At 68.4% G+C, this 25,716-nt stretch carries 27 protein-coding genes; 15 read left to right on the top strand and 12 right to left on the bottom strand.

Annotated features, from left to right (window positions below; translation table 11 throughout):
- Nucleotides 1-8 precede the first annotated feature (8 nt).
- Both CHB86_RS14980 and mscL read left to right on the top strand, forming a co-directional pair.
- Nucleotides 9-338, top strand: a complete 330-nt coding sequence (locus tag CHB86_RS14980; RefSeq protein WP_089233861.1) for an HNH endonuclease family protein — start codon at nucleotides 9-11, stop codon at nucleotides 336-338.
- A gap of 88 nt (nucleotides 339-426) precedes the next feature.
- Nucleotides 427-825, top strand: a complete 399-nt coding sequence (gene mscL / locus CHB86_RS14975; RefSeq protein WP_089233860.1) for a large-conductance mechanosensitive channel protein MscL — start codon at nucleotides 427-429, stop codon at nucleotides 823-825.
- Between the two features lie 28 nt (nucleotides 826-853).
- Here the strand turns inward: mscL and CHB86_RS14970 are convergent, their stop codons facing one another.
- Both CHB86_RS14970 and CHB86_RS14965 read right to left on the bottom strand, forming a co-directional pair.
- Nucleotides 854-1,471, bottom strand: a complete 618-nt coding sequence (locus tag CHB86_RS14970; RefSeq protein ID WP_089233859.1) for an enoyl-CoA hydratase/isomerase family protein — start codon at nucleotides 1,469-1,471, stop codon at nucleotides 854-856.
- On the bottom strand, nucleotides 1,468-2,223 hold the full coding sequence (locus CHB86_RS14965) for an SDR family oxidoreductase (RefSeq protein WP_089233858.1): 756 nt from the start codon (nucleotides 2,221-2,223) through the stop codon (nucleotides 1,468-1,470). Before CHB86_RS14965 ends, CHB86_RS14970 begins: the two co-directional genes overlap by 4 nt.
- A 312-nt stretch (nucleotides 2,224-2,535) precedes the next feature.
- On the opposite strand from CHB86_RS14965, the gene CHB86_RS14960 reads away from it, so the two are divergent.
- Nucleotides 2,536-4,038, top strand: a complete 1,503-nt coding sequence (locus CHB86_RS14960) for a DUF2125 domain-containing protein (RefSeq protein ID WP_089233857.1) — start codon at nucleotides 2,536-2,538, stop codon at nucleotides 4,036-4,038.
- Between the two features lie 79 nt (nucleotides 4,039-4,117).
- On the opposite strand, the gene CHB86_RS14955 is transcribed toward CHB86_RS14960, so the two are convergent.
- The 3 genes from CHB86_RS14955 to CHB86_RS14945 form a co-directional block, all read right to left on the bottom strand.
- On the bottom strand, nucleotides 4,118-5,797 hold the full coding sequence (locus CHB86_RS14955; protein ID WP_089233856.1) for an ABC1 kinase family protein: 1,680 nt from the start codon (nucleotides 5,795-5,797) through the stop codon (nucleotides 4,118-4,120).
- Nucleotides 5,798-5,945: 148 nt separating this feature from the next.
- Nucleotides 5,946-6,578 (bottom strand): PA14 domain-containing protein, encoded by a 633-nt coding sequence (locus CHB86_RS14950; RefSeq protein WP_089233855.1) that lies wholly within the window; start codon nucleotides 6,576-6,578, stop codon nucleotides 5,946-5,948.
- A 98-nt stretch (nucleotides 6,579-6,676) separates the two neighbouring features.
- Nucleotides 6,677-8,077, bottom strand: a complete 1,401-nt coding sequence (locus CHB86_RS14945; RefSeq protein ID WP_245837988.1) for a trypsin-like peptidase domain-containing protein — start codon at nucleotides 8,075-8,077, stop codon at nucleotides 6,677-6,679.
- A gap of 150 nt (nucleotides 8,078-8,227) precedes the next feature.
- On the opposite strand from CHB86_RS14945, the gene CHB86_RS14940 reads away from it, so the two are divergent.
- The 5 genes from CHB86_RS14940 (at nucleotide 8,228) to lpxK (ending at nucleotide 12,953) form a co-directional block, all read left to right on the top strand.
- Nucleotides 8,228-9,574 (top strand): TldD/PmbA family protein, encoded by a 1,347-nt coding sequence (locus CHB86_RS14940; RefSeq protein ID WP_089233854.1) that lies wholly within the window; start codon nucleotides 8,228-8,230, stop codon nucleotides 9,572-9,574.
- On the top strand, nucleotides 9,561-10,352 hold the full coding sequence (locus CHB86_RS14935; protein WP_089233853.1) for an inositol monophosphatase family protein: 792 nt from the start codon (nucleotides 9,561-9,563) through the stop codon (nucleotides 10,350-10,352). The genes CHB86_RS14940 and CHB86_RS14935 overlap by 14 nt, the downstream gene beginning before the upstream one ends.
- Nucleotides 10,353-10,448: 96 nt before the next feature.
- Nucleotides 10,449-10,691 (top strand): DUF4170 domain-containing protein, encoded by a 243-nt coding sequence (locus CHB86_RS14930; RefSeq protein WP_089233852.1) that lies wholly within the window; start codon nucleotides 10,449-10,451, stop codon nucleotides 10,689-10,691.
- A gap of 10 nt (nucleotides 10,692-10,701) precedes the next feature.
- Nucleotides 10,702-11,964 (top strand): 3-deoxy-D-manno-octulosonic acid transferase, encoded by a 1,263-nt coding sequence (locus CHB86_RS14925; protein WP_176442891.1) that lies wholly within the window; start codon nucleotides 10,702-10,704, stop codon nucleotides 11,962-11,964.
- A complete protein-coding gene (gene lpxK / locus CHB86_RS14920; RefSeq protein ID WP_089233850.1) occupies nucleotides 11,964-12,953 on the top strand; it encodes a tetraacyldisaccharide 4'-kinase in 990 nt (329 codons plus the stop codon). The genes CHB86_RS14925 and lpxK overlap by 1 nt, the downstream gene beginning before the upstream one ends.
- An 8-nt stretch (nucleotides 12,954-12,961) precedes the next feature.
- Here lpxK and CHB86_RS14915 read toward each other — a convergent pair whose 3' ends face one another.
- Both CHB86_RS14915 and CHB86_RS14910 read right to left on the bottom strand, forming a co-directional pair.
- On the bottom strand, nucleotides 12,962-13,615 hold the full coding sequence (locus tag CHB86_RS14915) for a DsbA family protein (RefSeq protein ID WP_089233849.1): 654 nt from the start codon (nucleotides 13,613-13,615) through the stop codon (nucleotides 12,962-12,964).
- Nucleotides 13,612-14,157 (bottom strand): DUF721 domain-containing protein, encoded by a 546-nt coding sequence (locus tag CHB86_RS14910; RefSeq protein WP_089233848.1) that lies wholly within the window; start codon nucleotides 14,155-14,157, stop codon nucleotides 13,612-13,614. Before CHB86_RS14910 ends, CHB86_RS14915 begins: the two co-directional genes overlap by 4 nt.
- Before the next feature lie 82 nt (nucleotides 14,158-14,239).
- Between CHB86_RS14910 and mutY the strand changes: the two genes are divergently transcribed.
- Entirely contained in the window at nucleotides 14,240-15,307 is a 1,068-nt protein-coding gene (mutY, locus tag CHB86_RS14905) for an A/G-specific adenine glycosylase (protein WP_089233847.1), read from the top strand.
- 63 nt (nucleotides 15,308-15,370) lie between these two features.
- Complete coding sequence (locus CHB86_RS14900) at nucleotides 15,371-16,504, top strand: alkane 1-monooxygenase (protein ID WP_089233846.1); 1,134 nt, start codon at nucleotides 15,371-15,373, stop codon at nucleotides 16,502-16,504.
- On the opposite strand, the gene CHB86_RS14895 is transcribed toward CHB86_RS14900, so the two are convergent.
- A complete protein-coding gene (locus CHB86_RS14895) occupies nucleotides 16,501-17,541 on the bottom strand; it encodes an aldo/keto reductase (RefSeq protein ID WP_089233845.1) in 1,041 nt (346 codons plus the stop codon). The genes CHB86_RS14900 and CHB86_RS14895 overlap by 4 nt on opposite strands.
- Before the next feature lie 169 nt (nucleotides 17,542-17,710).
- On the opposite strand from CHB86_RS14895, the gene CHB86_RS14890 reads away from it, so the two are divergent.
- A complete protein-coding gene (locus CHB86_RS14890; protein ID WP_089233844.1) occupies nucleotides 17,711-18,616 on the top strand; it encodes an AraC family transcriptional regulator in 906 nt (301 codons plus the stop codon).
- Nucleotides 18,617-18,725: 109 nt separating this feature from the next.
- Here the strand turns inward: CHB86_RS14890 and CHB86_RS14885 are convergent, their stop codons facing one another.
- The 3 genes from CHB86_RS14885 to CHB86_RS14875 all read right to left on the bottom strand — a co-directional run bounded on the left by CHB86_RS14885 (nucleotide 18,726) and on the right by CHB86_RS14875 (nucleotide 21,270).
- Nucleotides 18,726-19,835, bottom strand: a complete 1,110-nt coding sequence (locus tag CHB86_RS14885; RefSeq protein WP_089233947.1) for a site-specific DNA-methyltransferase — start codon at nucleotides 19,833-19,835, stop codon at nucleotides 18,726-18,728.
- A gap of 94 nt (nucleotides 19,836-19,929) precedes the next feature.
- On the bottom strand, nucleotides 19,930-20,562 hold the full coding sequence (locus CHB86_RS14880; protein WP_089233843.1) for a ribonuclease HII: 633 nt from the start codon (nucleotides 20,560-20,562) through the stop codon (nucleotides 19,930-19,932).
- Between the two features lie 144 nt (nucleotides 20,563-20,706).
- Nucleotides 20,707-21,270: a hypothetical protein gene (locus tag CHB86_RS14875; RefSeq protein ID WP_089233842.1), complete on the bottom strand. Its 564-nt coding sequence runs from the start codon at nucleotides 21,268-21,270 to the stop codon at nucleotides 20,707-20,709.
- A gap of 179 nt (nucleotides 21,271-21,449) precedes the next feature.
- On the opposite strand from CHB86_RS14875, the gene CHB86_RS14870 reads away from it, so the two are divergent.
- The 3 genes from CHB86_RS14870 to CHB86_RS14860 all read left to right on the top strand — a co-directional run bounded on the left by CHB86_RS14870 (nucleotide 21,450) and on the right by CHB86_RS14860 (nucleotide 23,091).
- On the top strand, nucleotides 21,450-21,743 hold the full coding sequence (locus tag CHB86_RS14870) for a hypothetical protein (RefSeq protein ID WP_089233841.1): 294 nt from the start codon (nucleotides 21,450-21,452) through the stop codon (nucleotides 21,741-21,743).
- Nucleotides 21,715-22,419, top strand: a complete 705-nt coding sequence (locus CHB86_RS14865) for a winged helix-turn-helix domain-containing protein (protein ID WP_089233840.1) — start codon at nucleotides 21,715-21,717, stop codon at nucleotides 22,417-22,419. Before CHB86_RS14870 ends, CHB86_RS14865 begins: the two co-directional genes overlap by 29 nt.
- Before the next feature lie 81 nt (nucleotides 22,420-22,500).
- Nucleotides 22,501-23,091: a 2-hydroxychromene-2-carboxylate isomerase gene (locus CHB86_RS14860; protein ID WP_089233839.1), complete on the top strand. Its 591-nt coding sequence runs from the start codon at nucleotides 22,501-22,503 to the stop codon at nucleotides 23,089-23,091.
- On the opposite strand, the gene CHB86_RS14855 is transcribed toward CHB86_RS14860, so the two are convergent.
- Complete coding sequence (locus tag CHB86_RS14855; RefSeq protein WP_089233838.1) at nucleotides 23,081-23,854, bottom strand: DeoR/GlpR family DNA-binding transcription regulator; 774 nt, start codon at nucleotides 23,852-23,854, stop codon at nucleotides 23,081-23,083. The genes CHB86_RS14860 and CHB86_RS14855 overlap by 11 nt on opposite strands.
- 181 nt (nucleotides 23,855-24,035) lie before the next feature.
- On the opposite strand from CHB86_RS14855, the gene glpD reads away from it, so the two are divergent.
- Nucleotides 24,036-25,631 carry a glycerol-3-phosphate dehydrogenase gene (gene glpD, locus CHB86_RS14850; protein WP_089233837.1) on the top strand — a complete coding sequence of 532 codons (1,596 nt, stop codon included), beginning with the start codon at nucleotides 24,036-24,038 and terminating at the stop codon, nucleotides 25,629-25,631.
- The last annotated feature ends 85 nt before the right edge of the window (nucleotides 25,632-25,716 follow it).

Genomic DNA, 25,716 nt, shown 5'->3' with positions numbered 1-25,716 from the left:
CGACCGCCATGCCGGAGCAAAGCGACACCGACCCGACCACGCCGATCTGCCCGCTCTGCGACCGCCCGATCCCGCCGGGGGTGCGGCAGAGCCTGCACCACCTGACGCCTAAACTGCGCGGCGGCAAGGGCGGACCGACGGTGCTGCTCCACCAGATCTGCCACAACGAGATCCACGCCACGCTGAGCGAGACCGAGCTGGCGCGGACCTATTCGACCATCGCCGCCCTGCGCGCCCATCCCCGGCTCGCCAAGTTCATTTCATGGGTCTCGAAACGCCCGCCAGAGTTCCATTCGCGCACGCCCGGCAAGCGCCGCAGCCGCTTAACGTATAGGTAAATCTAACGAGTGACAGGGCTACGCGCATGGGGCATATGGCGTCCACCCCGCGGAGACGGGGAAACGAGACAAAAAGGACAGCATCCCCATGCTCAACGAATTCAAGACTTTCATCGCCCGCGGCAACGTCATGGACATGGCCGTCGGTATCATCATCGGCGCCGCCTTCACCGCAATCGTCACCTCGCTGGTCGACGACCTGATCAACCCGATCATCAGCCTGTTCACCGGCGGCATGGATTTCTCCGGCCTCGGGTTCCGCCTCGGCGAGGGCGAGGGCGCCGCGACCTTCGCCTACGGCAACTTCATCATGGCCGTGATCAACTTCCTGATCATCGCCTGGGTCGTGTTCCTGCTGGTCAAGGGCGTGAACCGCGTCAAGGAAATGGCAGAGGGCCCGAAAGAAGAAGAAGCCCCCGCCGAGCCCGAGGTGACCGAGAAGGACATCCTGCTCGAGATCCGCGACGCGCTCAAAGCCCAGAACTGAGCCGCTTCATTCCCGGCGTCCCGGACGTTCAGCCCGGGATCATCCCCTTGATGCCGGCGCGGATTTCCGCCGGCGCCGCGCGCACCGCCTCGGTCAGTTCCTCGACCGTGGCGGCCAGCGCCTCCGGCTCGACCAGCCGGTCCACGAGCCCCCAGGCCAGCGCCGTCTCGGCGTCGATCTTCTGGCTGGCCATCAGGATCATGCGGGTGCGGGCCGGCCCGATCAGCGCCGCCATCCGCTGCGGATCCGACGGCTGCGGCAGGAAGCCGAGCTTCATCACCGGATAGAATAACTTTGCCTGCGGCACGGCGATCCGGATGTCGCAGGCCAGCACCATGCCGAAAGCGCCGCCCGCGAGCGTGCCGTTCAGCGCCGCCACGGTCAGGCAGGGCAGGCCGGCGATCCGCGCGCTGACCCGCTCCCACACCCCCGCCGTCGCCAGACCGGCGCGCGCCTCCTCAAGATCGGCGCCAGCGGAAAACACCTTGCCCTCGCCGGTCAGAACCAGCGCGGCGATGCCCGCCTGCTCGGCCTCTGCGGTGATGCTCTCGATCTCGCGCAGCATCTCGCGGGTCAGCGAGTTGGCCTTGTCCGGCCGGTTGAGGCGGAGGGTCCAGACGACATCCTGCTTGTCGAGGGCGATCATTCAACAAGCCCCACGCGGCGGCGGATGTCCTCGTCGCGCAGGCTGACCTCCTGCCCGACGAACTCGTCGGCCTCGACCCCGCACAGCCACAGAAGCGCCTTCGCCGGCCATTCCGGCGGGATGTGGTCCTTCCAGTCGAGCTTGCTGACCGGGTTGACGCCGCTCGCCTTGATCACCCGCTGCATCTCGGTCTGCACGGTTCCCGGCGAAAGGCCGAGCGCGCGGATGCCGAGATGGGCGTATTCCTTGTCGAGCGAGCGCGTCAGCATCGCAGCCCCGGCCTTGGAGGCGCAATAGGCGCTCCAGCCCTCCACCGGGCCGTGCGCGGCCCCGGAGCTGACGGTCAGCACGGTGCCCGCGCCCTGGTCCAGCATCACCGGAAGCGCCGCGCGCATCCCGTGGAAGACGCCCTTCAGGTTGATGTCGATGGCCTGGTTCCAGGCCTCGGGATCGGCATCGGCCAGATGGGTGATCGGCTCCACCACGCCCGCGTTGTTGATCAGCACGTCGAGCCGCCCGAAGGTCTGCACCGTCGCGCTCACCGCCGCCTGCACCTCCCAGTAGCGGGAGACCTCGCAGGGGATCGCGAGCGCGGATTGCCCGATCTCGCCGGCCAAGGTGGCCAGCGCCTCGTTGCTGCGCGATACCAGCGCCACGCTGGCGCCGGCCTCGGCAAAGACCCGCGCGGCAGCGGCGCCGATCCCGCGGCTGGCCCCGGTGATGAGCGCCACCTTCCCAGTCATGTCGGTCATGTATCGCCTTTCCGTATCTTCCAAGTGCAGACATCGCATCCCGCCGCGCGGGCGGGGCTCCTGCCCTGTTGGTAGCGTCCGAGAGATGGCTGCGCGAGAGTTTTCGCACGCCCATCGGCCGCACCCTGGGCATGGCAGCCTCACCGGACCATAGGGCGAAAGCGGCTGACCGGCCGGCTTTCCGTCACGTCGCCGTTACCGGGCCCCTCTATTCGCGCCGAACCGCGGCACGGCGCGGCGCCGCCCCTTGACCCTCTCATGGCGCTCGCAGAGAGTCGCGGCGAGTGATTTCCAAGGGAAGGGTGTTTCCTCATGAAACAATGGATTCTGGGCGGGGTCTCCGCCGCCGCTCTCTTTGCCGCGCCCCACGCTGGCTGGAGCCTGACGGCACAACAGGCCTGGGAGGACTGGAAGGCCGCGGCCGAGAGCTACGGCCAGACACTGACCACTTCCGGCGAAGCCATGATGGACGGCACGCTGACCCTCAGCGGCGTCACCGTGACATCCGAGGCCGATGACATGACGGTCGAGGGCACGGTCGAGGAGATCGCTCTCGCCGAGCAATCCGACGGCAGCGTCCTGATCACCATGTCCGAGACGATCCCGATCGTGGTCTCCGGCATCGACGAGGTCGGCGACAAGGTCGATCTCACGCTGACGCTGACGCAGAACGGCACGCAGATCACCGCCAGCGACGCGGACGGCGGCACCGCCTTCGCCGTTGCCTCGCCCACGATGTCGGCCGAGGTCACCGAGCTGATGATCAACGACGAAGCCCTGCCGATGCAGCTTCTGATGACGCTCGCGGGGCTCGACGGCAGCTATTCGGTCTCCGGCGCGGCGCCCGGCGCCATCGAGTCGGCCTTCACAGCCTCCTCCTTCGACATCACGCTGGACATGCAGGACCCCGAAGGCGCGGGGACCATGGCGCTCAAGGCGACCGCCCAGGACATCGCCACCTCCACCAGCGGCCAGAACATGGACCTGTCGAACAGCGACGACATGGCCAAGATGCTGGCCGAAGGGTTCGCGACCTCGGGCGAAGGCACCTATGGCCCGGTCACCTTCACCATGGACCTGCAGGACGAAGCCGAGACCGTCCAGGCCAGCGGCAGCCTGACCGGCGGCCAGGCGCGGTTCTCGCTCGATGCCGAGCGCATGGTCTACGACGTGGCCTACGAAGGCGCCGACCTGACCATCTCCGGCAGCCGGATCCCGATGCCGCAGGTCACCGCCAAGATCGACCGCAGCGCCACCACCTTCGAGATCCCGGTGCAGCAGAGCGACGCGCCCGCGCCCTTCGCGCTCCGGGTGGCGCTCGAGAACCTGAGCCTCGGCGAGGAGATCTGGTCGATGTTCGACCCGGCCGCGGTGCTGCCGCGCGACCCGGCGACGCTGATCCTCGATCTCGGCGGCAAGGCGCGCTGGCTGGTCGATATCTTTGACGAAGAGGCGATGATGGCCGCGGCGATGCCGGGCGAGGTCGAGGAAGTGGCGCTGAACGAGCTGCGGCTCGACCTCGGCGGCGCGGAGCTCACCGGCGACGGCGCCTTCACCTTCGACAACAGCGACCTCACCACCTTCGACGGCATGCCCCGCCCCGAGGGCAAGGCCAACCTCAAGCTGGTCGGCGGCAACGCGCTGCTGGAGAACCTGACCCGGATGGGCCTGATCCCGCAGGAACAGGTGATGATGGTGCGGATGATGACCGGCATGTTCGCGCGGCCGGGCGCCGGGCCGGACGAGCTGGTCTCGGAGATCGCCATCGACGGCAGCGGCATGCTGACGATCAACGGAGCGCCGCTGCCGTTCTGATCCGGCCCCGACCGCCTGAAAGCCCAAGCCCTGCCGCCCGCCGGCAGGGCTTTTTGCTGCGCACCGGCCGGGCCCGCGCCTAGCGCCGGCCGCCCGAGCGCCAGGTGCTGTAGACCAGCCAGAAGCCCCCGACGACCGAGGCGGCGAACCCCAGCATCGCAAAGACCGAGAGCCCCACCGGCAGCCGCGTGCCGGAGACGCTCATCACCAGCGAGGAGCCGATGATCAACGCGGCGATCACGATCGCCATGGAAACCCGCGTGACCGCCCGGTCGAAGCGGTCGACATGCTGCTCCAGCCGCTGCACGTCGATGCCGAGCGTCAGGCGGCCCCGCTGCGCCATGTGGAGCAGCTTGCGCAGGTCCCGCGGCAGGCCGGTCACCAGCTCGATCCCTTCCGCCGCGCCGTCGCGCGCCTTGCGCGCCAGCCGGTCCGGCGAGTACCGCTGGAGCATCTGCCGCTGCAGGAACGGCTGGGCCACCGCCACCATGTCGAATTCCGGATCGAGCTGCCGGCCCATGCCATCGAGCGAGGCAAAGGCCTTGGCCATCAGCGTGAGGTCGGACGGCAACGTCAGGTTGTGGTCCCGCATCGCCGCAAAGAGATCGCGGGTGAGCGCGCTGATATCGAGCCGCTCGAGCGCAACGCCGTGCACCCGGTCTATGAAGGCGTCGATCCGGCCCTCGAGCGCGAGGTTCTGCCGCTCGTCGGCATCCGCCCAGGCGAGCAGGATCTCCGTCACCTTGTCGGCGCGCCGCTCCACCATGCCATGGAGCAGGTCCACCATCTCGTCGCGCCGCTGGCGGCTGAGCTGGCCGACCATGCCGAAATCGATGAAGACCAGCTTGTCGCCGGGCAGGTAGAAGACGTTGCCGGGATGCGGGTCGGCGTGGAAGAACCGGTCCTCGAACATCATCTTGAGCACCGCGTCGGCGCCCCGCCGCGCGATCCGCCGCTTGTCGAACCCGCCGGCGTCGACCGCCTCCCGGTCGCTGCCCGGAACGCCGTCGATGAAGGCCTGCACGTTCATCATCTCGCTGCTCCAGTCCCAGTACACTCTGGGCGTGGAGATCGCGGGGTCGTTCTCGAAGGCCTTGGCGATGGTCTCGGCGTTGCGGCCCTCGATGGCGAAGTCGAGCTCGGAATGGATCGAGTTGGCAAACTCGCGGATGATCGCCTCGGGCTGGAACCGCGCGACATCCTCGAAACGGCGGGCGGCGAAGCGGGCAATGCGGGTGAGCAGCCGCAGATCGGCGTCGATGACGCCGCGAATGCCGGGGCGGCGGATCTTGATCACCACCTCCTCGCCGCTCGACAGCCGGGCGCGATGGGTCTGCGCGATCGACCCTGCGGCGAGCGGCACGATGTCGACCCGCTCGAAGACCTCCTTCAGCGGACGGCCCAGTTCCGCCTCGACCTCGACCACCAGTTCGTCGAAGGGAAGCGTGGGCACGTGGTCGCGGAGCTTTTCCAGTTCGCGGATGTACTCGGGCGCCAGAAGGTCCACCCGGGTCGACAGGATCTGGCCGAGCTTGATGAAGGTCGGTCCCATCTCCTCCAGCGCCCGCCGCATCCGCTCCGGAGCCGGCAACTCGCCAAGCCGCCCGCTGTCCTGCCGGTGCAGCACCTCGCCGGCCTTTTCCACCACGCGGTCGATGCCCGCATAGCGCAGAAAATCCCCGAAGCCGTAGCGGAGCAGGATGGTGGAAATCTCCGTCAGGCGGCGCAACTCGCCGGGAGAGCCGGGCAATGGGGGCAAGGCACATCTCCGGAAATCGGGACCGGCGGCGGCGCGGACCAAGCCGCCGGCGTCTCACGACGTGTTAGCTCGAGACCGGGCCGCGGTCCATGCCGGGTTCGGAATGGCACCCTGCCGCCAGGTGCGGGGACGATCCTTGCCGGGGGCGTCAGGCGCGGCGGCGCGCCCGGCGGCGGGCAGCGACGCCCAGCCCGGCAAAGCCGGCCAGAGCCAGCGACAGGCTGGCAGGGAGCGGAACCGGTTCGAGCGTAGCGCCGTTCAGAGCGGCTTCGATCCCGCCCGACCCGGTGTTTTCCCAATAGACCAGCTCGAAATCGTAGAAGCCCGCCGTGAAGCTGCTGTCGACCACGGTCGTGGTCCTGAAGCCGCGATTGCTGGCGAACTCGGCGACCCGGATGCCGTCCACATCCAGCCAGAAACCGTCGTCGGACGAGACCGAGAAGGTCTGCGCACCGCCACTCAGGTAGATCTGACCGGTGAACCGGAAGACGGAAGTCTCGAAGGGGGTGGCATTCGACCCCGTGAGGGAGGCGCCGTCGACGCCGAGGAACTGCTCGACGGTCGTCGTGGCGGACGGAAACGTGTTCCTGTCGCCGTTCGGGTAATCGATCCCGCTCGAGGTAAAGAGCGCGGTGGGCGAGGACAGGATGGCCGCTTCGGCATCGGCGATCCCCGAGAGCGACCCGGTGTCCCAGAACTCCCCCTGGAAGGTGACTGCGCCGGCTGCCCCCGACGAAAGGGCAAGCGCGGTGATTGCGGCTGCGGATGCTTTCAAACTCATGACCGTCCCCTCGCGACCCGGCGCGTGCCGGGCCGTCCTCTTTCTCCCTTCCCAATGTATCCCGCAACACTGCGGGATTGGCAAGAATCTCCCAGCCTCTACCGCCGCAACTGTAGCCGCAATGTGCGGTTGCCGCGTCCGATCTCGAAGTCCCACTGCCGGGTTCCGGTCCGCGCCGCTTCGGTGACCGTCGCCGCGGTTTCGATCGGCACGTCGTTCACCCGGCGGAGCACGTCGCCCGGACGCAGGCCGAGCCGCGCGGCGGGGCCGTCCGCCCGGACCACGATCACACCGGAAGCCGAGAGCGGCAAATCCAGCTCGTCGATCAGGCGCGGGGTCACCTCGGCCACCAGCAGCCCGGCGAGCGGGCTCTCGCCGCCGATCCGCACCGGCTCCGCCTGCCCGCCGTCCGGCGCCGGGCCGACCTCGACCGAGATCTCTTCGATCGCACCGTCCCGCAGGAAGCCCACCGCCAGCCGGTCACCGAAGCCCTGGGTCAGCAGGCGGTATTCCAGCTCGGCCTCTGCGTTGACCGGCAGGCCGCCGATGGTCAGCACAACGTCTCCCGGCCGAAGCCCGGCCAGGGCAAAGGGGCTCTCGGGGTGGATCTCCGACACCAGCACGCCTTCCGGGCGATCCTGCCCTAGGGCGAGCGCAAGGTCGCCATCGACCGGCTGCACCGCGATCCCGGCCCAGGGATGGACGAAATCCGCCTGCCCCTCGCGGGCCTGTTCCACGTAGCGCTGCACGAGGTTCGACGGGATCGCGAAGCCAATGCCGTTCGACCCGCCCGAGCGGCTGAGGATCGAGGTGTTGAGGCCGAGCAGCCGCCCCGACATGTCGACAAGCGCGCCGCCCGAGTTGCCGGGATTGATCGGCGCGTCGGTCTGGATGAAATAGCCCGGCCCGTTGCGCAGCGCCGAGGAGGCGCGGGCGGTGGCGGAGACGATCCCGCTGGAGACGGTCTGGCCCACGCCGAACGGGTTGCCGATGGCGAGCACCAGGTCGCCCACCTCGACCGCATCGGAATCGGCGAAGTCCAGCGCCGGCAGATCCTCCGCCCCCTGCAGCCGGATGACCGCGATGTCGGCGTCGCGGTCGCTCAGCAGGACCTCGCCGTCGAATTCCCGCCGGTCGGCGAGCACCACGCGGATGTCGGTCGCTTCCTGCACCACGTGGTAGTTGGAGACCACGATCCCCTCGGAGGCGACGATGACCCCGGAGCCGAGCGAGTTCTGAACTCTCGGCACGCTCTGGCCGAAGCCCTCGAAGAACTGCGAAAAGAACGGATCGTTCGCGAAGGGGCTGGCGCGGCGCTCGCTGACCCAGGAGGCATAGATGTTCACCACCGCGGGGGCGCTGCGCTTGACCACGGGCGAGAACGAGAGCTGCATCTCGGCGGCGCTCTCGGGCGGGCGGATCTGGGCGGCCGCGGGGGGCGCGGTGGCGGCAAGAACCGGGATCATCATCACAAGGGCAACGCGCAGGACAGACCGCATGGGTGTGACTCCTTTTCGTTCCTGTACCGGGGCGAATGTGAATATGCGAAGCGATCCTGCGCATTCAACCTCTGCCGAGGCGGCAAGCCGCTTGCACGCCCGGGCGTTCCGCCCTAGCTCCTGACGGTGTTGCTACTTGCGAGGACCCCGATGGACAAACCACTCGACACGCTCACCGAGGCCCTGCTTGCGGCCGCGCGCAAGGCTGGCGCGGAGGCCGCGGACGCGATCGCCATCGACGGCACCTCGATCAGCATCGACGTGCGCGGCGGCGCGCTGGAACAGGCGGAGCGGTCCGAGGGGATCGAGGTCGGCCTGCGGGTGATCCTCGGAAAGCGGCAGGCGTGCGTCTCCTCCAGCTCGGTCAAGCCGGAGACGCTGACCGAGATGGCCGAGCGGGCCGTCGCCATGGCCCGCGAAGCGCCGGAAGATCCGGGCGTCGGACTGGCCGAGCCGTCGCAGCTCGCCACCGACACCGATTGCAGCGTCCTCGACATGGACGACCCCGAAGGCGAACCCCTGCCCGAGGACATGGAACGCGCCGCCCGCGAGGCCGAGGCCGCAGCGCTGGCGCACGAGGGCATCACCCGGGTCAATTCCTGCTCCGCCGGCTACGGCCGCAGGCGCGTGCACCTGGCGACGACCAACGGATTCTCCGGCGGCTACACGCGCACCGACTCGGCGCTCTATACGATCGCGATCACCGGCGAAGGCACGGCGATGGAGCGCGACTACTACGGCGAGAGCCGCTCGCACCGCGCCGACCTGCCCTCCCCAGAGGAGGTCGGGCGGATCGCGGCGGAGCGCACGCTGGCCCGGGCCGGCGCCCGCCGCCCCCCCACCGGCACCTTTCCGGTGCTGTTCGACGAGCGCATCGCCTCGTCGCTGGTCGGGCACCTGCTCAGTGCGATCAATGGCGTAGCCATCGTGCGCGGCGCTTCCTGGCTGCGCGACGCGGTGGGCGAGCAGGTGCTGCCCGACGGGATCTCGCTGACCGAACAGCCACGGCGCAAGCGCGGCCCGGCCTCGCGGCTTTTCGATGCCGAGGGCCTGCCCACTGCCGAGCGCGAGATCGTCCGCGACGGGATCCTGCAGGGCTGGGTGCTCGACCTTGCCAGCGCCCGCAAGCTGGGGCTGGGAAGCACGGCCAACGCGGTGCGCGGCACCTCGGCCCCGCCCGCGCCGTCGGTCTCCAACATCGCGCTCACCCAAGGCAGCGCCAGCCGTGGCGACCTGCTGTCCCAGATGGGGCGCGGGCTGCTGGTGACCTCGATGATCGGCTCCACGATCAACCCCACGACGGGAGACTATTCGCGCGGCGCCTCCGGCTTCTGGGTCGAGAACGGCGAGATCGCCTGGCCGGTCAACGAATGCACCATCGCCGGCAACCTGCGCGACATGCTCAAGCGGATCGTGCCCGCCAACGACGCGCGCCCGCACCTGTCGCGGGTTGTGCCGTCGCTTCTGGTCGAGGGGCTGACGCTTGCCGGGGAGTGACCTCCGGCTGCTGCTCGACGCAGCGGTTGCGGCGGGCGAGATCGCCTGCCGCCATTTCCACACCGATCATGCGGTCTGGGAAAAGGACGCCGGCCAGGGCCCGGTGACCGAGGCCGACCTGGAAGTCGACCGGATGCTCCGGGCGCGGCTGACCGGGGCGCGCCCCGACTATGGCTGGATGTCGGAGGAGAGCGAGGACGAGCCCGGCTCCCGCCTCGCCCGCCCCCGCACCTTCGTGGTCGATCCGATTGACGGCACCCGCGCCTTCACCGAGGGGCACCGCACCTGGGCGCATTCGCTGGCTGTGGTGGACGCCGGGCAGGTGACGGCTGCGGTGGTCTACCTGCCGATGCTGCAGCGGCTCTTCACCGCCGAGCGCGGCGGAGGCGCGAGGCTCAACGACCGCCCGCTGCATGCCAGCCAGCGCGAGCGGCTGATGGGCGCGGACATCCTCGCCGCGCACCCGACGCTGGAAGCCGCCCACTGGCCGGGAGGGCTGCCGCCCGTCACCCGGCACTTCCGGTCCTCGCTGGCCTATCGGCTGAGCCTCGTCGGTCAGGGCCGGTTCGACGCCATGCTCACCCTGCGCGACAGCTGGGAATGGGACATCGCCGCCGGCAGCCTTATCGCCGAGGAGGCCGGCGCCCGGGTTTCCGACCGGACCGGCCGGCCGCTGGTCTTCAACAGCCTTCGCAGGCAGGCCAGCGGCGTTGTCTGCGCAAGCCCCGGCGTGCATGGCGAGATGATCGAGCGGCTGAACGCCCGCGCCACCATCTGACCGCCCGCCGCGACGATACGCGGGCCCAGCTTGGCTTGACGGACGGGCGGTTCCGTCTAGGGTGCCGCGAAACATTATTCAGGCCCGGAGGATTCCATGGTTCAGCGCCTTCACCTCGTCTTTGGCGGCGAATTGATCGACCCGTCAAAGACCGCGTTCAAGGACGTGGACGACATCCACATCGTCGGCATGTTCCCCAACTACGCCTCGGCGCATGACGCCTGGAAGGAACACGCGCAGAAGACGGTCGACAACGCCCACATGCGCTACTTCATCGCCCACATCCATCGCCTGCGGGACGAGGAAGCCGAAGCCTCCTCGACCGAAGAGCTGGGCTGAGCCGGCTCCCTTGGACGCGCTGACGATCCCCCGGCTGCGCGCCCGCCTGCACGGGCCGGCGCTTGCGCGCAGGCTCGCGATCGAAGCACAGCGCGGAGGCGAGGAAGGCCGCGCCGCCGCCGAGCGGCTGGGCCGGACCGAGCGCAGCCGTCCGCGCGGCACGCTCCTGTGGGTCCATGCGCCCGACGGGATCGACCCGGCCGCCCTGCTCTCCCTGCGCGACCGGCTCGACGATGACCTCGACGGGCCGGCGATCCTGCTGACCTCGGAGAGCGCCCCCGACCTGCCCGCAGGCACACCGGCGGACGCCATCCTGCACCAGCACCCACCCATCGATACCCGCAGGCCGGTGGATCGGTTCCTCGACTACTGGATGCCCGACGCGGCGATCTGGATCGGCAGTGTCGACCAGCCGCTTCTGCTCGACGCCTGCGCCCGCCGGGCCATTCCGCTGTTCCTGCAGAACGCGGTTGCGCCGACACCCGAGGGAACCCGCGCGCGCAACCTGCAACGGCGCCTGCTCGGTCTGTTCGACCGGATCTTCGCGACCGATTCCGGTCAGGCCGAAGCGATCCGCTCGCTCGGCGCGATCCCTGCACGGATCGAGGTCACCGGACCGCTGGCCCGGATCCACCCTCCGCCCCCCTGCGTGGAATACGAACGCGAGGCGCTTGTCTCGGCACTCCAGACGCGCCCGGTATGGCTCGCCGCCTGTCCCGCCGCCCCGGAGATCGACGCGGTGCTCCGCGCCCATGCCCAGGCACTTCGCAGCGCGCACCGGTTGCTGCTGATCCTCGTGCCGGTGGCCGACCACCTCGGCCCCGAACTCGCCCGCAGCCTGACGGGCATGGGCTGGAACGTGGCGCGCCGGGACGCGGGCGAGGACCCGCAGGGCAGCACCGACGTCTTCATCGTCGACTGCCTCGAGGAACTCGGGCTCTGCTACCGGCTGGCCCCGGTCACCTTTCTCGGCGGCACACTGCTCGGCGCCGAGGTGCCGGACGCGCTGGACCCGGCAACGCTCGGCTCCGCGATCATCGCCGGCCCGCAAGGCGGCAGCCAGGCCGCGACGCTGGCCCAGCTCGAGGCCGCCGGCGCCTGCTATCGCATCGGCACCCCCGACGCCCTCGGGCAGGCGGTGATCGAGCTGCTCTCGCCCGAAACTGCCGCGTCGCTGGCGCTCGGAGCCTGGGACATCGCCTCCGAAGGGGTGCAGGTCGTGGAACGCCTCGCGATGCAGGTGAGCTCGGCCATACGGAACCGGGGCAGCTGATGCGCGCGCCCGGCTTCTGGCACAATCCGCCGAACGCCCCGGGATGGCAGGCGCGCCTGCTGGCTCCGCTCGGGGGGCTCTATGCGGCCGGCACCGCACGGCGGCTGTCGCGCGGCGAGGGCCACCGCGCGGGCATCCCGGTGATCTGCGTCGGCAACCTCAACGCCGGCGGCACCGGCAAGACGCCGACCGTCATCGCGCTGGCCCAACGGCTGGGAGACGGCACCCACGTGGTCAGCCGTGGCCACGGCGGCAGCCTGGCCGGCCCGGTGCAGGTGGACCCGAACAGTCACAGCGCCGACGAGGTGGGCGACGAGCCGCTGCTGATCGCGGCCTTTGCCCCGGTCTGGGTCGCCCGCGACCGCGCCGCCGGGGTGCGCGCGGCGGAGGATGCCGGTGCGCGGCGGATCCTGCTCGACGACGGGTTCCAGAACCCCGCGGTCGCCAAGGACGCCTCCATCATCGTCGTCGATGCGGCGCATGGGTTCGGCAACGGCCGCTGCATCCCGGCAGGGCCTCTGCGCGAACCGGTGGCGACCGGCCTGCCGCGCGGCGACCTGTTGCTCAGCATCGGCTCCGAGCCGATGCAGGTTCGGTTTCGCGATCTCTGGGGCAATGCGGTGGCCCGCGCCGGCCTGCCCCATGCAACGGGCGCTCTGAAACCGCTGGCCACCGGGATGGACTGGGACGGGCTGCGCGCGCTGGCCTTCGCCGGGATCGGTCACCCGGAGAAGTTCTTTGCCACGTTGCGCGGGCTCGGCGCGGAGATCCTGCGCGCCGAGGCGCTGGAGGATCACCAGCCGCTTACCCCGGCGCTGATCTCGCGGCTGGAGGCCGAGGCGAAGCTGCTCGGCGCACAGCTCGTCACAACGGAAAAGGACGCCGTGCGGATGCCGGCGTCCTTCAGGCGGAACGTGCTCACCGTCCCGGTTCGGCTGGAGCTGGACGACTGGGCGCCGCTCGACGCCCTGACCGCCCGGCTCGGCTGAGCCTCAGCTCACTCCTCCAGCTTCTCGTCGAGAAGCTTCGAGAAATCCGCGTAGCTCATGTTCGAATACTTCTCGCCGTTGATAATGAAGCTCGGGGTGGCGTTGATGTCGTGCTCCTTGGCGTTGGCTTCCCACCAGTCCACGAGCGATTGCGCCTTCTCTGCGTCCTGCATGCAGGCGTTGACCTGATCGTCGGTCAGCCCGGCCCGGCGGCCGATCCGGCGGAGATTGTCGGCCACTTGAGCGGGCTCGCCGCTGGTCCAGGCGGAGATGTCCTCGAACACCAGGTTCTGCACGCCGAAGTAGCGCATCGGATCGCAGCGCGCGACCATGCTGGCCCAGAGGCCGTAGCGGTCGAAGTAGACGTCCCGGTAGGTGAACTGGATCTTGCCGGTGTCGATGTAGTCCTTCTTGAGCTGCGGGAAGACCGTCTTCTCGAAATTGGCGCAATGGCCGCAGGTGAAGGAGCCGTACTCGATCACCTTAACCGAGGCGTCCGGGTTGCCGATCGACATCTCGACGATCTCCGAGCCCGTCGCGGCATTCGCTGCCGGCACGAGGTCCGCCATGCTGACCGGCGTGCTGGCCTGCTGGCTCATCCAGTATCCGGCGCCGGTCGCGGCGACGGCGGCCACGGCCGCCATGGAGAGGTAACGTTTCATTCGGGTGTCTCCGATTGTCTCTTTTTTCTGTTGAAAACCTGCGCCCCGAGGGAGGCCAGCGCCTTGCGGAGCGTGTCGTCCGCCACCCCGTCCGCCAGTTCGGCCGCGCGTTGGCGGCAGCCCTCGTCCGGCGTGATCGGCGCCGCCTTCCGGGCCGTCGCGAACTCGACCTGGCCCTCGGCAAAGCCGGTGGGCGCAGTCTGCGTGATGCGGATGCGCGAGATCGCGGCATAGCCGTAGACGGCGTTGACCTTCTCGCGCAGGCGCGGCTCCTGCATCTGGAGCATCGGCGCGTGGGCGCCCGTCGTAAGCACCGTCAGGGTCGCCCCGAATCCGCCCTTGCCGTAGCCGACCGACACCGGGCGCGCCACCGCGGCGATCTCCTCGCCGACGATCTCGGCCCAATGGGTCAGCAGCCGCGATTCCGAGAAACCCCGCTTCTCGGTCGCCTGTCGAATGCGGGTGCCGAGCAGGCTCGAAGTCCGCTCGAAGCCGCGCATCCGTCGGCTGGGTTTGGTCGGATCGGTCGTGCGCGGGGTCATGGCCTGACTTCTGCTCTGGTTGCGCCTATCTTACCCACTGGCCCGGCGGGGGCCAGAGGCGCAGTGGACGGGGGCATAAAGATTGCGTGACGAGATCGCGAGCGAGGCCGGCACGGCATTGCTGGACTGGTACGACGTACATGCGCGGGACCTGCCATGGCGGGTCTCGCCCTTGGCGCGCCGCGACGGCGCCGTGCCGGATCCCTACCGGGTCTGGCTGTCGGAGGTGATGCTGCAACAGACGACCGTGGCCGCCGTGCGGGAAAAATACCTGCGCTTCCTGGCGCTCTGGCCGACCGTGGAGGCGCTAGCGGCAGCCGAGGACAGCGACGTCATGGCCGAATGGGCCGGGCTCGGCTATTACGCGCGCGCCCGGAACCTGCTGAAATGCGCCCGCGCTGTGGCCAACGATCACGGCGGACGATTTCCCGACGAGGCGGACGCCCTGCGCGAGCTGCCCGGCATCGGCCCCTACACCGCAGCCGCCATCGCCGCCATCGCCTTCGACCGCCCGGAAACGGTCGTTGACGGCAATGTCGAACGGGTGGCGGCGCGGTTTTTCGACGTGGACACGCCGCTGCCCGCGGCCAAGCCGGAGCTCACGCGGCTCGCCGGACGGCTGACGCCCGCAAGGCGCCCGGGCGATCATGCGCAGGCGATGATGGACCTCGGCGCCACGATCTGCACCCCGACGTCGCCGGCCTGCGGGATCTGCCCGCTGATGGCGGGCTGCGCCGGACGCGCCGCCGGACGCGCCGCGGAGCTTCCCCGCAAGACCCCGAAGAAACCCAAGCCAATACGCCAGGGGATCGCCTATGTCGTGCGTCGGGCAGACGGGGCGCTTCTGCTGGAGACCCGGCCCGACCGCGGGCTGCTGGGGGGCATGCTCGGCTGGCCCGGCACGGAGTGGAATGACGCGCCGAGCCCGGCGCCGCCGCTCGAGGCCGACTGGCGCCCGCTTGGTGGCGAGGTCCGGCATACCTTCACCCATTTCCACCTTCGGCTCGCCGTGCTTTTGGCCGAGGTGCCCGCCGACGCCCGCCCCGACCGCGGCAGCTTCGTCGACCGGCACGAGTTCCGCCCATCCTCCCTGCCGACGGTGATGCGCAAGGTCTGGGACCTTGCGTCAGGGCAAACCGGTCGCATTTGAAACGGGCCGCGGCCAGGCTTAGGCTGCGGCGCGACGGGGCACAGGCCCCTGCGGAGGTTCGAGATGATACCCGCTCAACAGGTTGCGCAGTTCCAGAGGGCGGCGCCGTTCTGGCTGTCGTTGCTCATCGTGCCGCTGGCCATTCTGTCGGCGACGCGCGGCGGGATCTGGGTGGCCTCGCTGCCGCTCTATGCCTGGGGCCTCTTCTCCTTTCTCGACCTGCTGACCGGGCTCTACGAGGAGAATGCCGACCCGCAGACAGGCGACCGCGACCTCTTCTGGTATCGGCTGATCACCCTGATCTGGGCGCCAATCCAAGTCTGCCTGCTGTTCGGCCTGCTGGCCTATGTACCCGACGCCGACCACCTCAACCGGACCGAGAAGATCACCGTGTTCTTCGGCATGGGGCTGGTCGCCGGCACCACAGGCATCGTCTATGCCCACGAACTCATGCACCAGTCCAACCGGCTCGAACGCTGGCTGGGCGACATCCTGATGGCCTCGGCGCTCTACAGCCACTTCCGGACCGAGCACCTGCTGGTGCATCACCGCTACGTCGGCACCCCGCGCGACGCGGTCACCGCCCGCTACAACGAGGGGTTCCATCGCTATTTCGCGCGCGTTCTCCGCGACTGCCCACGTTCCGCCTTCGAGGCCGAGGCGGCGCTGCTGGCCCGCAAGGGGCGGCGCTGGCACGACCTGTCGAACCCCTTCTGGCGCTATGCCCTGCTGCAGGCGGGATTCCTCGGTGCGGCGCTGCTGATCGGCGGATGGCCGGGGCTCGGGTTCTTTCTCTGGCAGGCCTTCGTCGCGATCTGGCAACTCGAGCTGGTCAACTACGTCGAGCATTACGGGCTGACCCGAAAGCACCTGGGCGACGGCCGCTACGAGCACGTCCAGCCCCGCCACAGCTGGAACGCCGCGCACCGGGCGACCAACTGGCTGATGATCAACCTGCAGCGGCATTCCGACCACCATTACAAGCCCGCGCGCCGCTTCCCGCTGCTCCAGAGCTACAGCACCGACGAGGCACCGCAACTGCCATTCGGCTATCCGGTCATGGGGTTCGTCGCGATGGTGCCGCCGCTCTGGCGGCGCCGGATGAACCCGCGCGTGCGAGCGTGGCGCCGCCAGTTCTATCCCGAGATCGAGGACTGGACGCCCTACAAGCTCGGCACCACGCCGATGCCGCGCTAGCCGCGCGCATCCTCCATCATGTGGGCGCGGTATTCGCCCTGACGCTCGAGCATCCAGCCCGGGTATTCCGCCGGAAGCCGGGTCACCGCGTCGAGCGCCGCAAGCTCCTCGGCGGCAAGCGAGACGTCGGCGGCGCCGATGTTGTCGATCAGCTGGTCGACCCGCTTCGCGCCGAGGATCACGCTGGTCACCACCTTCTGGTGCAGCAGCCAGGCCAGCGCGACCTGCGGCACCGTGCAGCCCTTGGCGGAGGCAATCTCGCGCATCACCTCGATGGCGTCATAGGCGCGTTCCTTGTCGATCGGCGGGAAGTCGAAATTGACCCGCCGGCCCTCGGCCGTCTTGCCATCGCGGTCGAACTTGCCGGAGAGGAAACCGCCCGCGAGCGGGCTCCAGACCATCAGACCGATGCCTTCGGACAGAAGCGCCGGCGCCACCTCCCGCTCCAGGTCGCGACCGGCAAGGGTGTAGTAGGCTTGCAGCGACACGATCGGCGCGAGTTGCCGGGCCTCGGCGATGCCCACGGCCTTGACGATCTGCCAGGCGGCCCAGTTCGACAGGCCGAGATACCGGACGTGCCCCTGGCGGACCAGCGTGTCGAGCGCTTCCAGGGTCTCGACGATCGGGGTCGCCGGGTCGAAGCCGTGGATCTGGTAGAGATCGATATGGTCGATCTGCATCCGCTTCAGGCTGGCCTTGGCCTGGTCCATGATGTGCCCGCGCGACGAGCCCCGCGCGTTCGGCCCCTCGCCCATCGGCCCGTGCACCTTGGTGGCGATCACAACGTCCTCGCGGGCGACCCCGAGGTTGCGGAGCGACTGGCCGAGGATCTCCTCGCTCCTGCCGGTGGCATAGATGTTGGCGGTGTCGATGAAGTTGATGCCGGCGTCGAGCGCGGTGCGAACGAGGCTGTCGGCCTCTTCCTGCTGCAGCTGGCCGATCTGGCCCCACATGTCATCCGACCCGCCGAAGGTCATGGTTCCGAGGCAAAGCTCGGAGACGAAAAGGCCGCTGTGGCCGAGGCGACGGTAGCGCATGATAACATCCTCTCAAGAAATCGCCGGGCCCGGGGGGGCCGCGGCATGACCCCTATCTGGGGCACGAGGCCCCTCGCCCGCCACGCCGATCCTCGCGAAATCCTGCACGATCCTCTCAATCGGCCAACATCGCCCTGTCATGGCGCGCGCAATCGGGTAGCCTGACGCCATGGAAAACGCCCGCCTCGACACCCTGAAATCCCGCGCCCTCGGGCTCTGGCAAGCCCACGGCCGCGAAACCCCGCTTCCCGGCCTGTTGCTGGCTGTGACCGAAGCGCCGATGGGGCCGATCCACGGCGTCTACCGCCCCTCGCTCTGCATCGTGCTGCAGGGAGCCAAGGTCAGCCAGCTCGGAGATCGCAGCTTCCGCTACGACGAGGGGAAATGCCTGATCACGTCGCTGGAGGTGCCGATCCGGGCCGAGATCGTCGATGCCTCGCCCGAGAAACCCTATATCGCCGCCGTGCTCGACATCGACCCGGGCTGCGTCGCCGAACTGCTGCTCGAACAGGCCCGCACCGAGCCCGCCGCCGCCCCCGAGCCTACGGCGCTCAACGTGCAGCCCCTTGCGGAAGAGCTGATCGACCCGATGGAACGGCTGATGGCGCTGGCCGAGCGGCCGCAGGACATCCCGGTGCTGGCGCCGATGATCCGGCGCGAGATCGTCTGGCACCTGCTGAACGGGCCGCACGGGCCGATGCTGCGGCAGATCGGGCTGGCCGACAGCCGCACCGCACGGATCGGACAGGCCATCGCCTGGGTGCGGGAGAATTTCACCGAGACTCTCAACGTGCCGGACCTCGCGGCGCTGGCCGGCATGAGCGCGGCGACCTTCCACCGGCACTTCAAGGCTGCCACGCAGATGACACCGGTGCAGTTCCAGAAGAAGCTGCGCCTGCAGGAGGCCCGGCGGTTGCTGCTGGCGGAGGGGGCCGACGTCTCGCAGATCGGCTTCGCCATCGGCTACGAAAGCCCGTCGCAGTTCAGCCGGGAGTACCGCCGCATGTTCGGCGCTCCGCCCGGCCGCGACGGCGCCGAGATCCGCCGTAGCGTCGTCCCCGGCATTCCCGCCTGATCCGACCCGCCGAAACCAAAAAATGCCCCGCCTTGAGACAAGGCGGGGCCAGTAGGTGCCGTTCGTGTCAGGCCACAGGCACCGGCGGTAACTTCGGAATGTCAGGAATTCAGGAGGGGCGGACCTGCATCTCGGCGCGGATCTGCTGGCGCAGCACGTCGATCGGCACAGGCTTGCCGTCGCGCTTGAAATGCCAGTAGGTCCAGCCGTTGCAGGAGGGCGCGCCCTCGAGCGCGGCGCCGACCTGGTGGATCGATCCCCGCGTGTCATTGGCGATCAGCGTGCCGTCGGCACGGATCTTGGCCGCCTTGCCGTTTGGCGAGGTCAGAACTTCGCCCGGGCGCAGCATGCCGCGCTCGACCAGCTGGCCGAAGGGCACGCGCGGTTCGGCGCGCTTGGAGGTCGTCACCTGCAGCGCCTCGCGCTCCAGCCGGCGGACATTGGCGATCCGCTTCTCGGCGACCTTGCGATAATCGGCCTCGCGCTCGATGCCGATGAAATCACGGCCCAGCATCTTGGCCACGGCGCCGGTGGTGCCGGTGCCGAAGAACGGGTCGAGCACGACATCGCCGGGGTTGGTGGTGCCCACGAGCACCCGGTGCAGCAGGCTCTCGGGCTTCTGGGTCGGGTGCGCCTTGTCGCCCTTAGCATCCTTCAGACGCTCATGCCCGTTGCAGATCGGCAGGACCCAGTCGGAGCGCATCTGCACGCCCTCGTTGAGCGACTTCAGGGCCTCGTAGTTGAACGTGTACTTGCCGTTCTCGGACTTGCTGGCCCAGATCATCGTCTCGTGGGCGTTGGTCAGCCGCTTGCCGCGGAAGTTCGGCATCGGGTTCGACTTGCGCCAGACCACGTCGTTGAGAATCCAGAAACCCGCATCCTGCATCCGCGAACCGACGCGGAAGATGTTGTGGTAGGAGCCGATCACCCAGATCGCCCCGTCGGGCTTCAGCAGGCGCCGCGCCTCGGCGAGCCACTTCTCGGTGAAGCTGTCGTAGGCTGCGAAGGAAGAGAAGCTGTCCCAGGCGTCGTCCACGGCGTCGACCATGGAATTGTCCGGGCGGTGCAGCGTGCCCTTGAGCTGCAGGTTATAGGGCGGGTCGGCAAAGATGAGATCGATTGACCCCTCGGGGAGCTTTTTCATCTCCTCGATGCAGTCACCGGCAAGGATCGTGTTCAGCGGCAGCGTCGGAGCCGCTGCTTTCGTCGTCGTTTTCATCATGTCTGCCTCTGTCCCGCGCCCTGTTTTTGGTGGGCGTCGTGTTGAAGACAGAATGATTCATCGGCGAATCGCCGTCAAATTCTTTATTGAATCAAGGGCTTGGCGATTTCCCTTGATACAAGATATTGCGGACGGGCGCGAAGGAATGTCTATGATGTGGGGTCACACCAAGATTTTGAAGCGCCCGTTTGTGCTCCGGAGTCGGGTATCCGGCGTTGTGTTCCCAGCCGTAGCCGGGGTGTTGTTGCGCCAAATCCACCATGATGCGATCGCGCGCCACCTTGGCCACAATCGAGGCCGCGGCGATTGACAGACAGCGCGCATCGCCCTTGACCAAGGTCTGCCCGGCGCAGGGCAGCGCGGCCGGCAGGCGGTTGCCGTCGACGAGCGCGAGGTCGGGAACGGGGCTGAGCTGCGCCACGGCCCGCACCATTGCGAGCTGCGCCGCGCCGAGGATGTTCAGCCGTTCGATCTCCTCCACGTCCACATGAACGATCGCCACCTGCGCCGTCGCCAGGATCGCCTCGGCCAGCACTTCGCGGCGGCGGGCGGAGAGCATCTTGCTGTCGTTCAGGCCCGCGGGGATCGCGGCCCGGTCCAGCACCACGGCGGCGGCGGTCACCGGGCCGGCCAGCGGGCCGCGCCCGACCTCGTCGACGCCCGCGACGCAGCGCGCGCCGGCCTCCCAGGCGGCAATCTCGAATGTCAGGTCCGGTGTCGTCATCGCCCCACCCTCGCCACCACGCAGCCGGGCGCAAGACGAAAAATGGCGGGAGGCACATGCCCCCCGCCAGTCAGGCGCGGCTTGCAAGTTGTCGCCCGCGCCCTGCTCCCGGGAACCGGCCTTGTACCGGCCGGCGCCCTGGCCTCAACGAATGCGGTAGCCGTTGCTCTCCAGGCAGCCGCGGTTCCAGACCCGGCGGTTCTGGACATCGCCCGGCATGTCGAGAATGCGCTCGCACTGGTTCGGCAGGCTCGTGGTGCGGACGCCCTCGCTCTCAAGGCAGTTGCGGGTCAGGAACACCCGGTTGTCGCCGTCGACGCGGAACGTGCGCTGGCAGGCGCTCGGAATGACGCGCTGCACCTCTTCCACGCGCGTGGGCTTGCGCTCGGGTTCGCGGGTCACGACACGGCGGTTCGGCTCCTGGACGATGACGCGACGCGGCTGCGGCTGGACCTCGACATTGCGCGCGGGCGCCGGACGCTTGATCACCTTGGTCACGTCTCGGTGGACATGAACTTCCTTCTTCTTCTTGTCGTCGTCATCGTTGGCCTCGTCGACGGCCTTGGCGATCAGCGCGACGGTGCCGATGCCGAGCAGGATCTTGAGAAGGTCGTTCTGGTCGATCCCCTGCGCGGCGGCAGGCGTGGGCGCAATGATGCCCAGTGCGAGGGTTGCGGAAAGGGCGGTGGCGGCAATGCTCTTGAACATGGTGTGCTCCTGATCTGTTCGGGCGGTGCGAAGCCTGCGGACAGGTCCACGGGCGGTGTGATCCGACCATCCGGGCAAACCGCGAAATCGGGCAATATCGGCCGGGCGTTATCGGATAACGCCCCCGTCCGGAGCCTTGCGTTATTGAATATCCGCGCGATCCGACCCAGTGTCGGCGCATGAGACACGCACCCTTCCTTTCCGCCCTCGCGGCGGTGCTGACGCTGGCGGCCGGGCCCGCCGCGGCCGGCTGCTACGCCGATTACAAGGCCAAGCGGGACGACCCGCTTCGGCTGCATTACGGCACCATCGAGCTCAACGGGGACGCCTGCACAAAGGCGGCCGCGGAACGCCAGATCACCCGACGTATCGCATCGGACGGCTGGACATTGCTGACCGTTCTCGGTGTCTTCGACGAAAGCGGGCTGGACGAGAGGAAAGAGAGTGCCGGAAAGTTCCATCTCCGTTACTGAGACGCTGCGCGCCGGCAACCGCGTGGTCACATATGGCGTCGCGGCCATTGTCGGCATCCTCGTCCTGGCGGCGGGCCTGCTGTTTCTCAACCTGCCGGATGCGGACGCGTTCAACGCCCGCGTCGAGCGGATCTTCGTCGAGAACAACGACCTGACCTCGCAGGCCGAGATCAAGCTGCTGGAGATCCTCGCCGAGAGCGGGACCTCGTTTGCCGACGTGCTGCAAAGCTACCGCCAGATCATCTTCGTGCTGCTGGTCTTTGCCGCCGCGCTGCTGGTGGCGGCGCTGGTGCTGCTGCTGATGATCGTCGCGCTCAACCGTCGCATGGGCGAGATCGAGCGGCAGGGCATCCAGGTGACGGACCTGATCATCAGCCGCGAAGAGCGGATCGTTCTGCTGAACAACATGGAGTTCAAGCTGACCGAGGCCGCGATCGAGACGCTCGCGGTGCTGGCCGAGGCGCGGATGGACGAGGAGGTTCTGACAGGCGCGCAACTCGAAGCCATGATCCAGGGCCGCCGACCCGAGGATTGCGAGGAGGCGGCCGGCGCGACCCGGATCAAGCGGCTGCGGGATTCGCTCGGCAACCAGATGGTCAGCGAATTGCTGGTCCGCAACATCGCTCGCAAGGGCTATGTGCTGGCGATCAACAAGGACGTGATCCGGATGGTCTGACCCCGGCCGGGCCGAGTTTTCTGGCCCGCTTCACCCCGCTCATGTACCCTCGGCCGCGACGCAAGCGCAGGAGGGTCGGCCGTGGCGGTGATCGATTTCTGGTACTCGATTGGCAGCACTTACAGCTACCTGACCGTCATGCGACTGCCCGAGGTTGCCAAGGCGTCCGGTGTCGCGTTCCGCTGGCGCCCGTTCAACGTCCGGCATGTTATGGTCGAACAGGGCAACATCCCGTTCAAGGGCAAGCCGGTCAAAAGCGCCTACATGTGGCGCGACATCGAACGCCGCGCGGAGCGCTATGGCCTCACGCCGCGCTTCCCGGTGCCCTACCCGCTCGAGGGGCTGGTGCTCGCCAACCAGGTCGCCATCCTCGGGGTCGAGGACGGCTGGGTGCAGGAATACACCCGCGCCACCTATCGGCGTTGGTTCGAGGCCGGGGAAGCGGCGGGCGAGGAGCCGAATCTGAGCGCCAGCCTCACCGAGATCGGCCGCGATCCGGAGCAGGTGCTGGCAGACGCGCAGTCGGAGCGGATCGTCCGCGAGCTTCAGGCGGCGACGGAAGAGGCGATGGATCTGGGCATCTTCGGCTCGCCCAGCTTCGTCGTGGATGGAGAGGTCTTCTGGGGCGACGACCGGCTCGACGACGCGCTGGAATGGGCGCTCAAGCTCTGACCGCCTGACCTACCTTCACCTCCGTCCCCCAGTCCCGGCACAATTGGCCGAGCGCGGGCGACAGCGGCACGTCGGTAAAGAAGATGTCGATCTCGCTCAGCGACGCGATACGGGCCGGCGCGGTCCGGTGAAACTTGGAATGGTCGGCCACGAGAAAGCTCTCCCGGGCCTGGGCGAGGATCTTGCGAGAGACGTTCACCTCCTCGATGTCGTAGTCCAGCAGGTCGCCATCCTGGTCGAGCGCGGAACACCCGATCACCGCGACATCGACCTTGAAATGCTCGATCGCCCGCGTCGTCAGCGCCCCGGTCAGACCGCCATCCGCCCGCCGCAACATGCCCCCGGCGACCATGATATCCGCGTCCGGATTGGCGACGAGGATGTTGGCGACGTTGATGTTGTTGGTGATCACCATCAGGTTGCGGTGCTGCAGCAGCGCCCGGGCCACCGCCTCGGTACTGGTGCCGATGTTCAGGAAAACCGAGCAATCGTGCGGGATCGCGGCGGCACAGGCGGCGGCGATCGCGGCCTTGGCCTCGGTGTTCAGCCCGCGTCGATCCTCGTAGCCGATGTTGCTGACGCCCGACGGGAGCATCGCACCGCCGTGCACGCGATCCAGAAGCCCGGCCTCGGCGAGCTCGGTCAGGTCGCGGCGTATGGTCTGAAGCGTCACGCCGAAACGCTCTGCCAGCTCCTCCACCGTCACCTTTCCGTGACGGCGGGCGAGGTCGAGGATGTCGGTTTGTCGAAAACTCTGCGCCATGCGCGAAATATGTTCGAAATTGTGCGCAGACGGAAGTCCCTTGTGATTTCCACCCCAATCCGATCCGCATCTGCCGAAAATAGCGCAAAACCGAACGCAAACGAACATATTCGTTTGACCGACTCAGGCGCTTCGTGGTTTTAGTCCTGATGACGGACTGAACTTCGGACCGGAGCGGGACATGACCCAGAACGACGCGGCCAACGGCACTTTCGACCTCTTCATCATCGGCGGCGGGATCAACGGCTGCGGCATCGCACGCGACGCCGCCGGGCGCGGGCTCCGGGTCGGGCTGGCGGAGATGGACGACCTCGCCTCCGCCACCTCCTCGGCCTCCACCAAGCTGTTCCACGGCGGGCTGCGGTATCTCGAGTATTTCGAGGTGCGGCTGGTGCGCGAGGCGCTGGTCGAACGGGAGGTTCTGCTCCGGGCGATGCCGCATATCAGCTGGCCGATGCGCTTCGTGCTGCCCTACCACGAGGACATGCGGTTCGACGGGGACTCCCCCGCTTCCCGCCTGCTCGGCTGGACCATGCCCTGGACGCGCGGACAGCGTCCGTCCTGGATGATCCGCTCCGGGCTCTTCATGTACGACCACCTCGGCGGGCGAAAGATCCTGCCGGGCACCACCGCCGTCGATCTCACGAAGGATCCGGTCGGCGCGCCGCTGAACGAGAAATTCCGCAAGGCCTACGAATACAGTGACTGTTGGGTCGAGGATTCGCGGCTCGTGGTGCTCAACGCGCGCGATGCCGAGGCGCGGGGCGCGCAGATCATGACCCGCACCAAGGTCACCGCCGCGCGCCGCGAGAACAATGGCTGGACGATCACCCTGACCGACACCGAGACCGGCGCCACGCGCGAGGTCCATGCAGCCATGCTGGTCAATGCCGGCGGCCCCTGGGTGAAGCAGGTGATCGAGGGCGTGCTCGACATCGACACCCGCGAGAACGTCCGCCTCGTGCGCGGCAGCCATATCGTGACCCGCAGGCTCTTCGATCACGACAAGTGCTATTTCTTCCAGGGCGGCGACGGTCGGATCGTCTTCGCGATCCCCTACGAGACGGATTTCACCCTGATCGGCACGACCGACAAGGAACACGCCGACCCGGAGTCCAGGCCGGTCTGCACTGAGGAGGAGCGCGATTACCTGATCGCGCTGGCTTCGAGCTATTTCAAGGAGCCGATCAAGCAGGAAGACGTCGTCTGGAGCTATTCCGGCGTCCGGCCGCTCTATGACGACGGCGCGAAATCGGCCACGGCCGCGACCCGCGACTACGTGCTGCGCGTCAACACCGACGGCGGCGCGCCGCTGCTCAACGTCTTCGGCGGCAAGATCACGACCTATCGCAAGCTCGCCGAAGCCGCGATGGAGAAGATCGCCGCCCACGTGCCCGGCGGCACCGGCAAGTGGACGGCCAATGCCCCGCTGCCCGGTGGCGATTTCCCGGTCGACGGGGTCGAAGCCCTGATCGCCGACCTGAGCGCGGCCTTCCCATTCCTCGACGCGGCCACTGCGAGGCGACTGGTGCGCGCCTATGGCACCGAGGCGCGGCAGATCCTCGGCGAGGCGGCGACCGTGGTAGATCTGGGCACCGATTTCGGCCACGGGCTGAGCGAGCGCGAGGTCGCCTGGCTGATGGACAAGGAATTCGCCCGAACCGCGGACGACGTTCTGTGGCGGAGGAGCAAGCTGGGGCTGCGCTTCTCGGACGACGAGGCGGCTGCGCTGGCGCGCTGGATGAGCGCGCGGCGGGAGACCGCTGCGGCAGACTGACGAAATCGGCTTGGGCAGGTTTTCGGTTTCGCCGGAACGTGCCAGTCTGCAGACCATTCAGGAGGAGGTCGGCGCCCGACAGGCG

Origin of the sequence: Tropicimonas sediminicola, assembly GCF_900188335.1 — a bacterium.
Classification (GTDB): Bacteria; Pseudomonadota; Alphaproteobacteria; order Rhodobacterales; family Rhodobacteraceae; genus Tropicimonas; species Tropicimonas sediminicola.
This window is presented reverse-complemented; position numbering and strand designations above follow the sequence as displayed.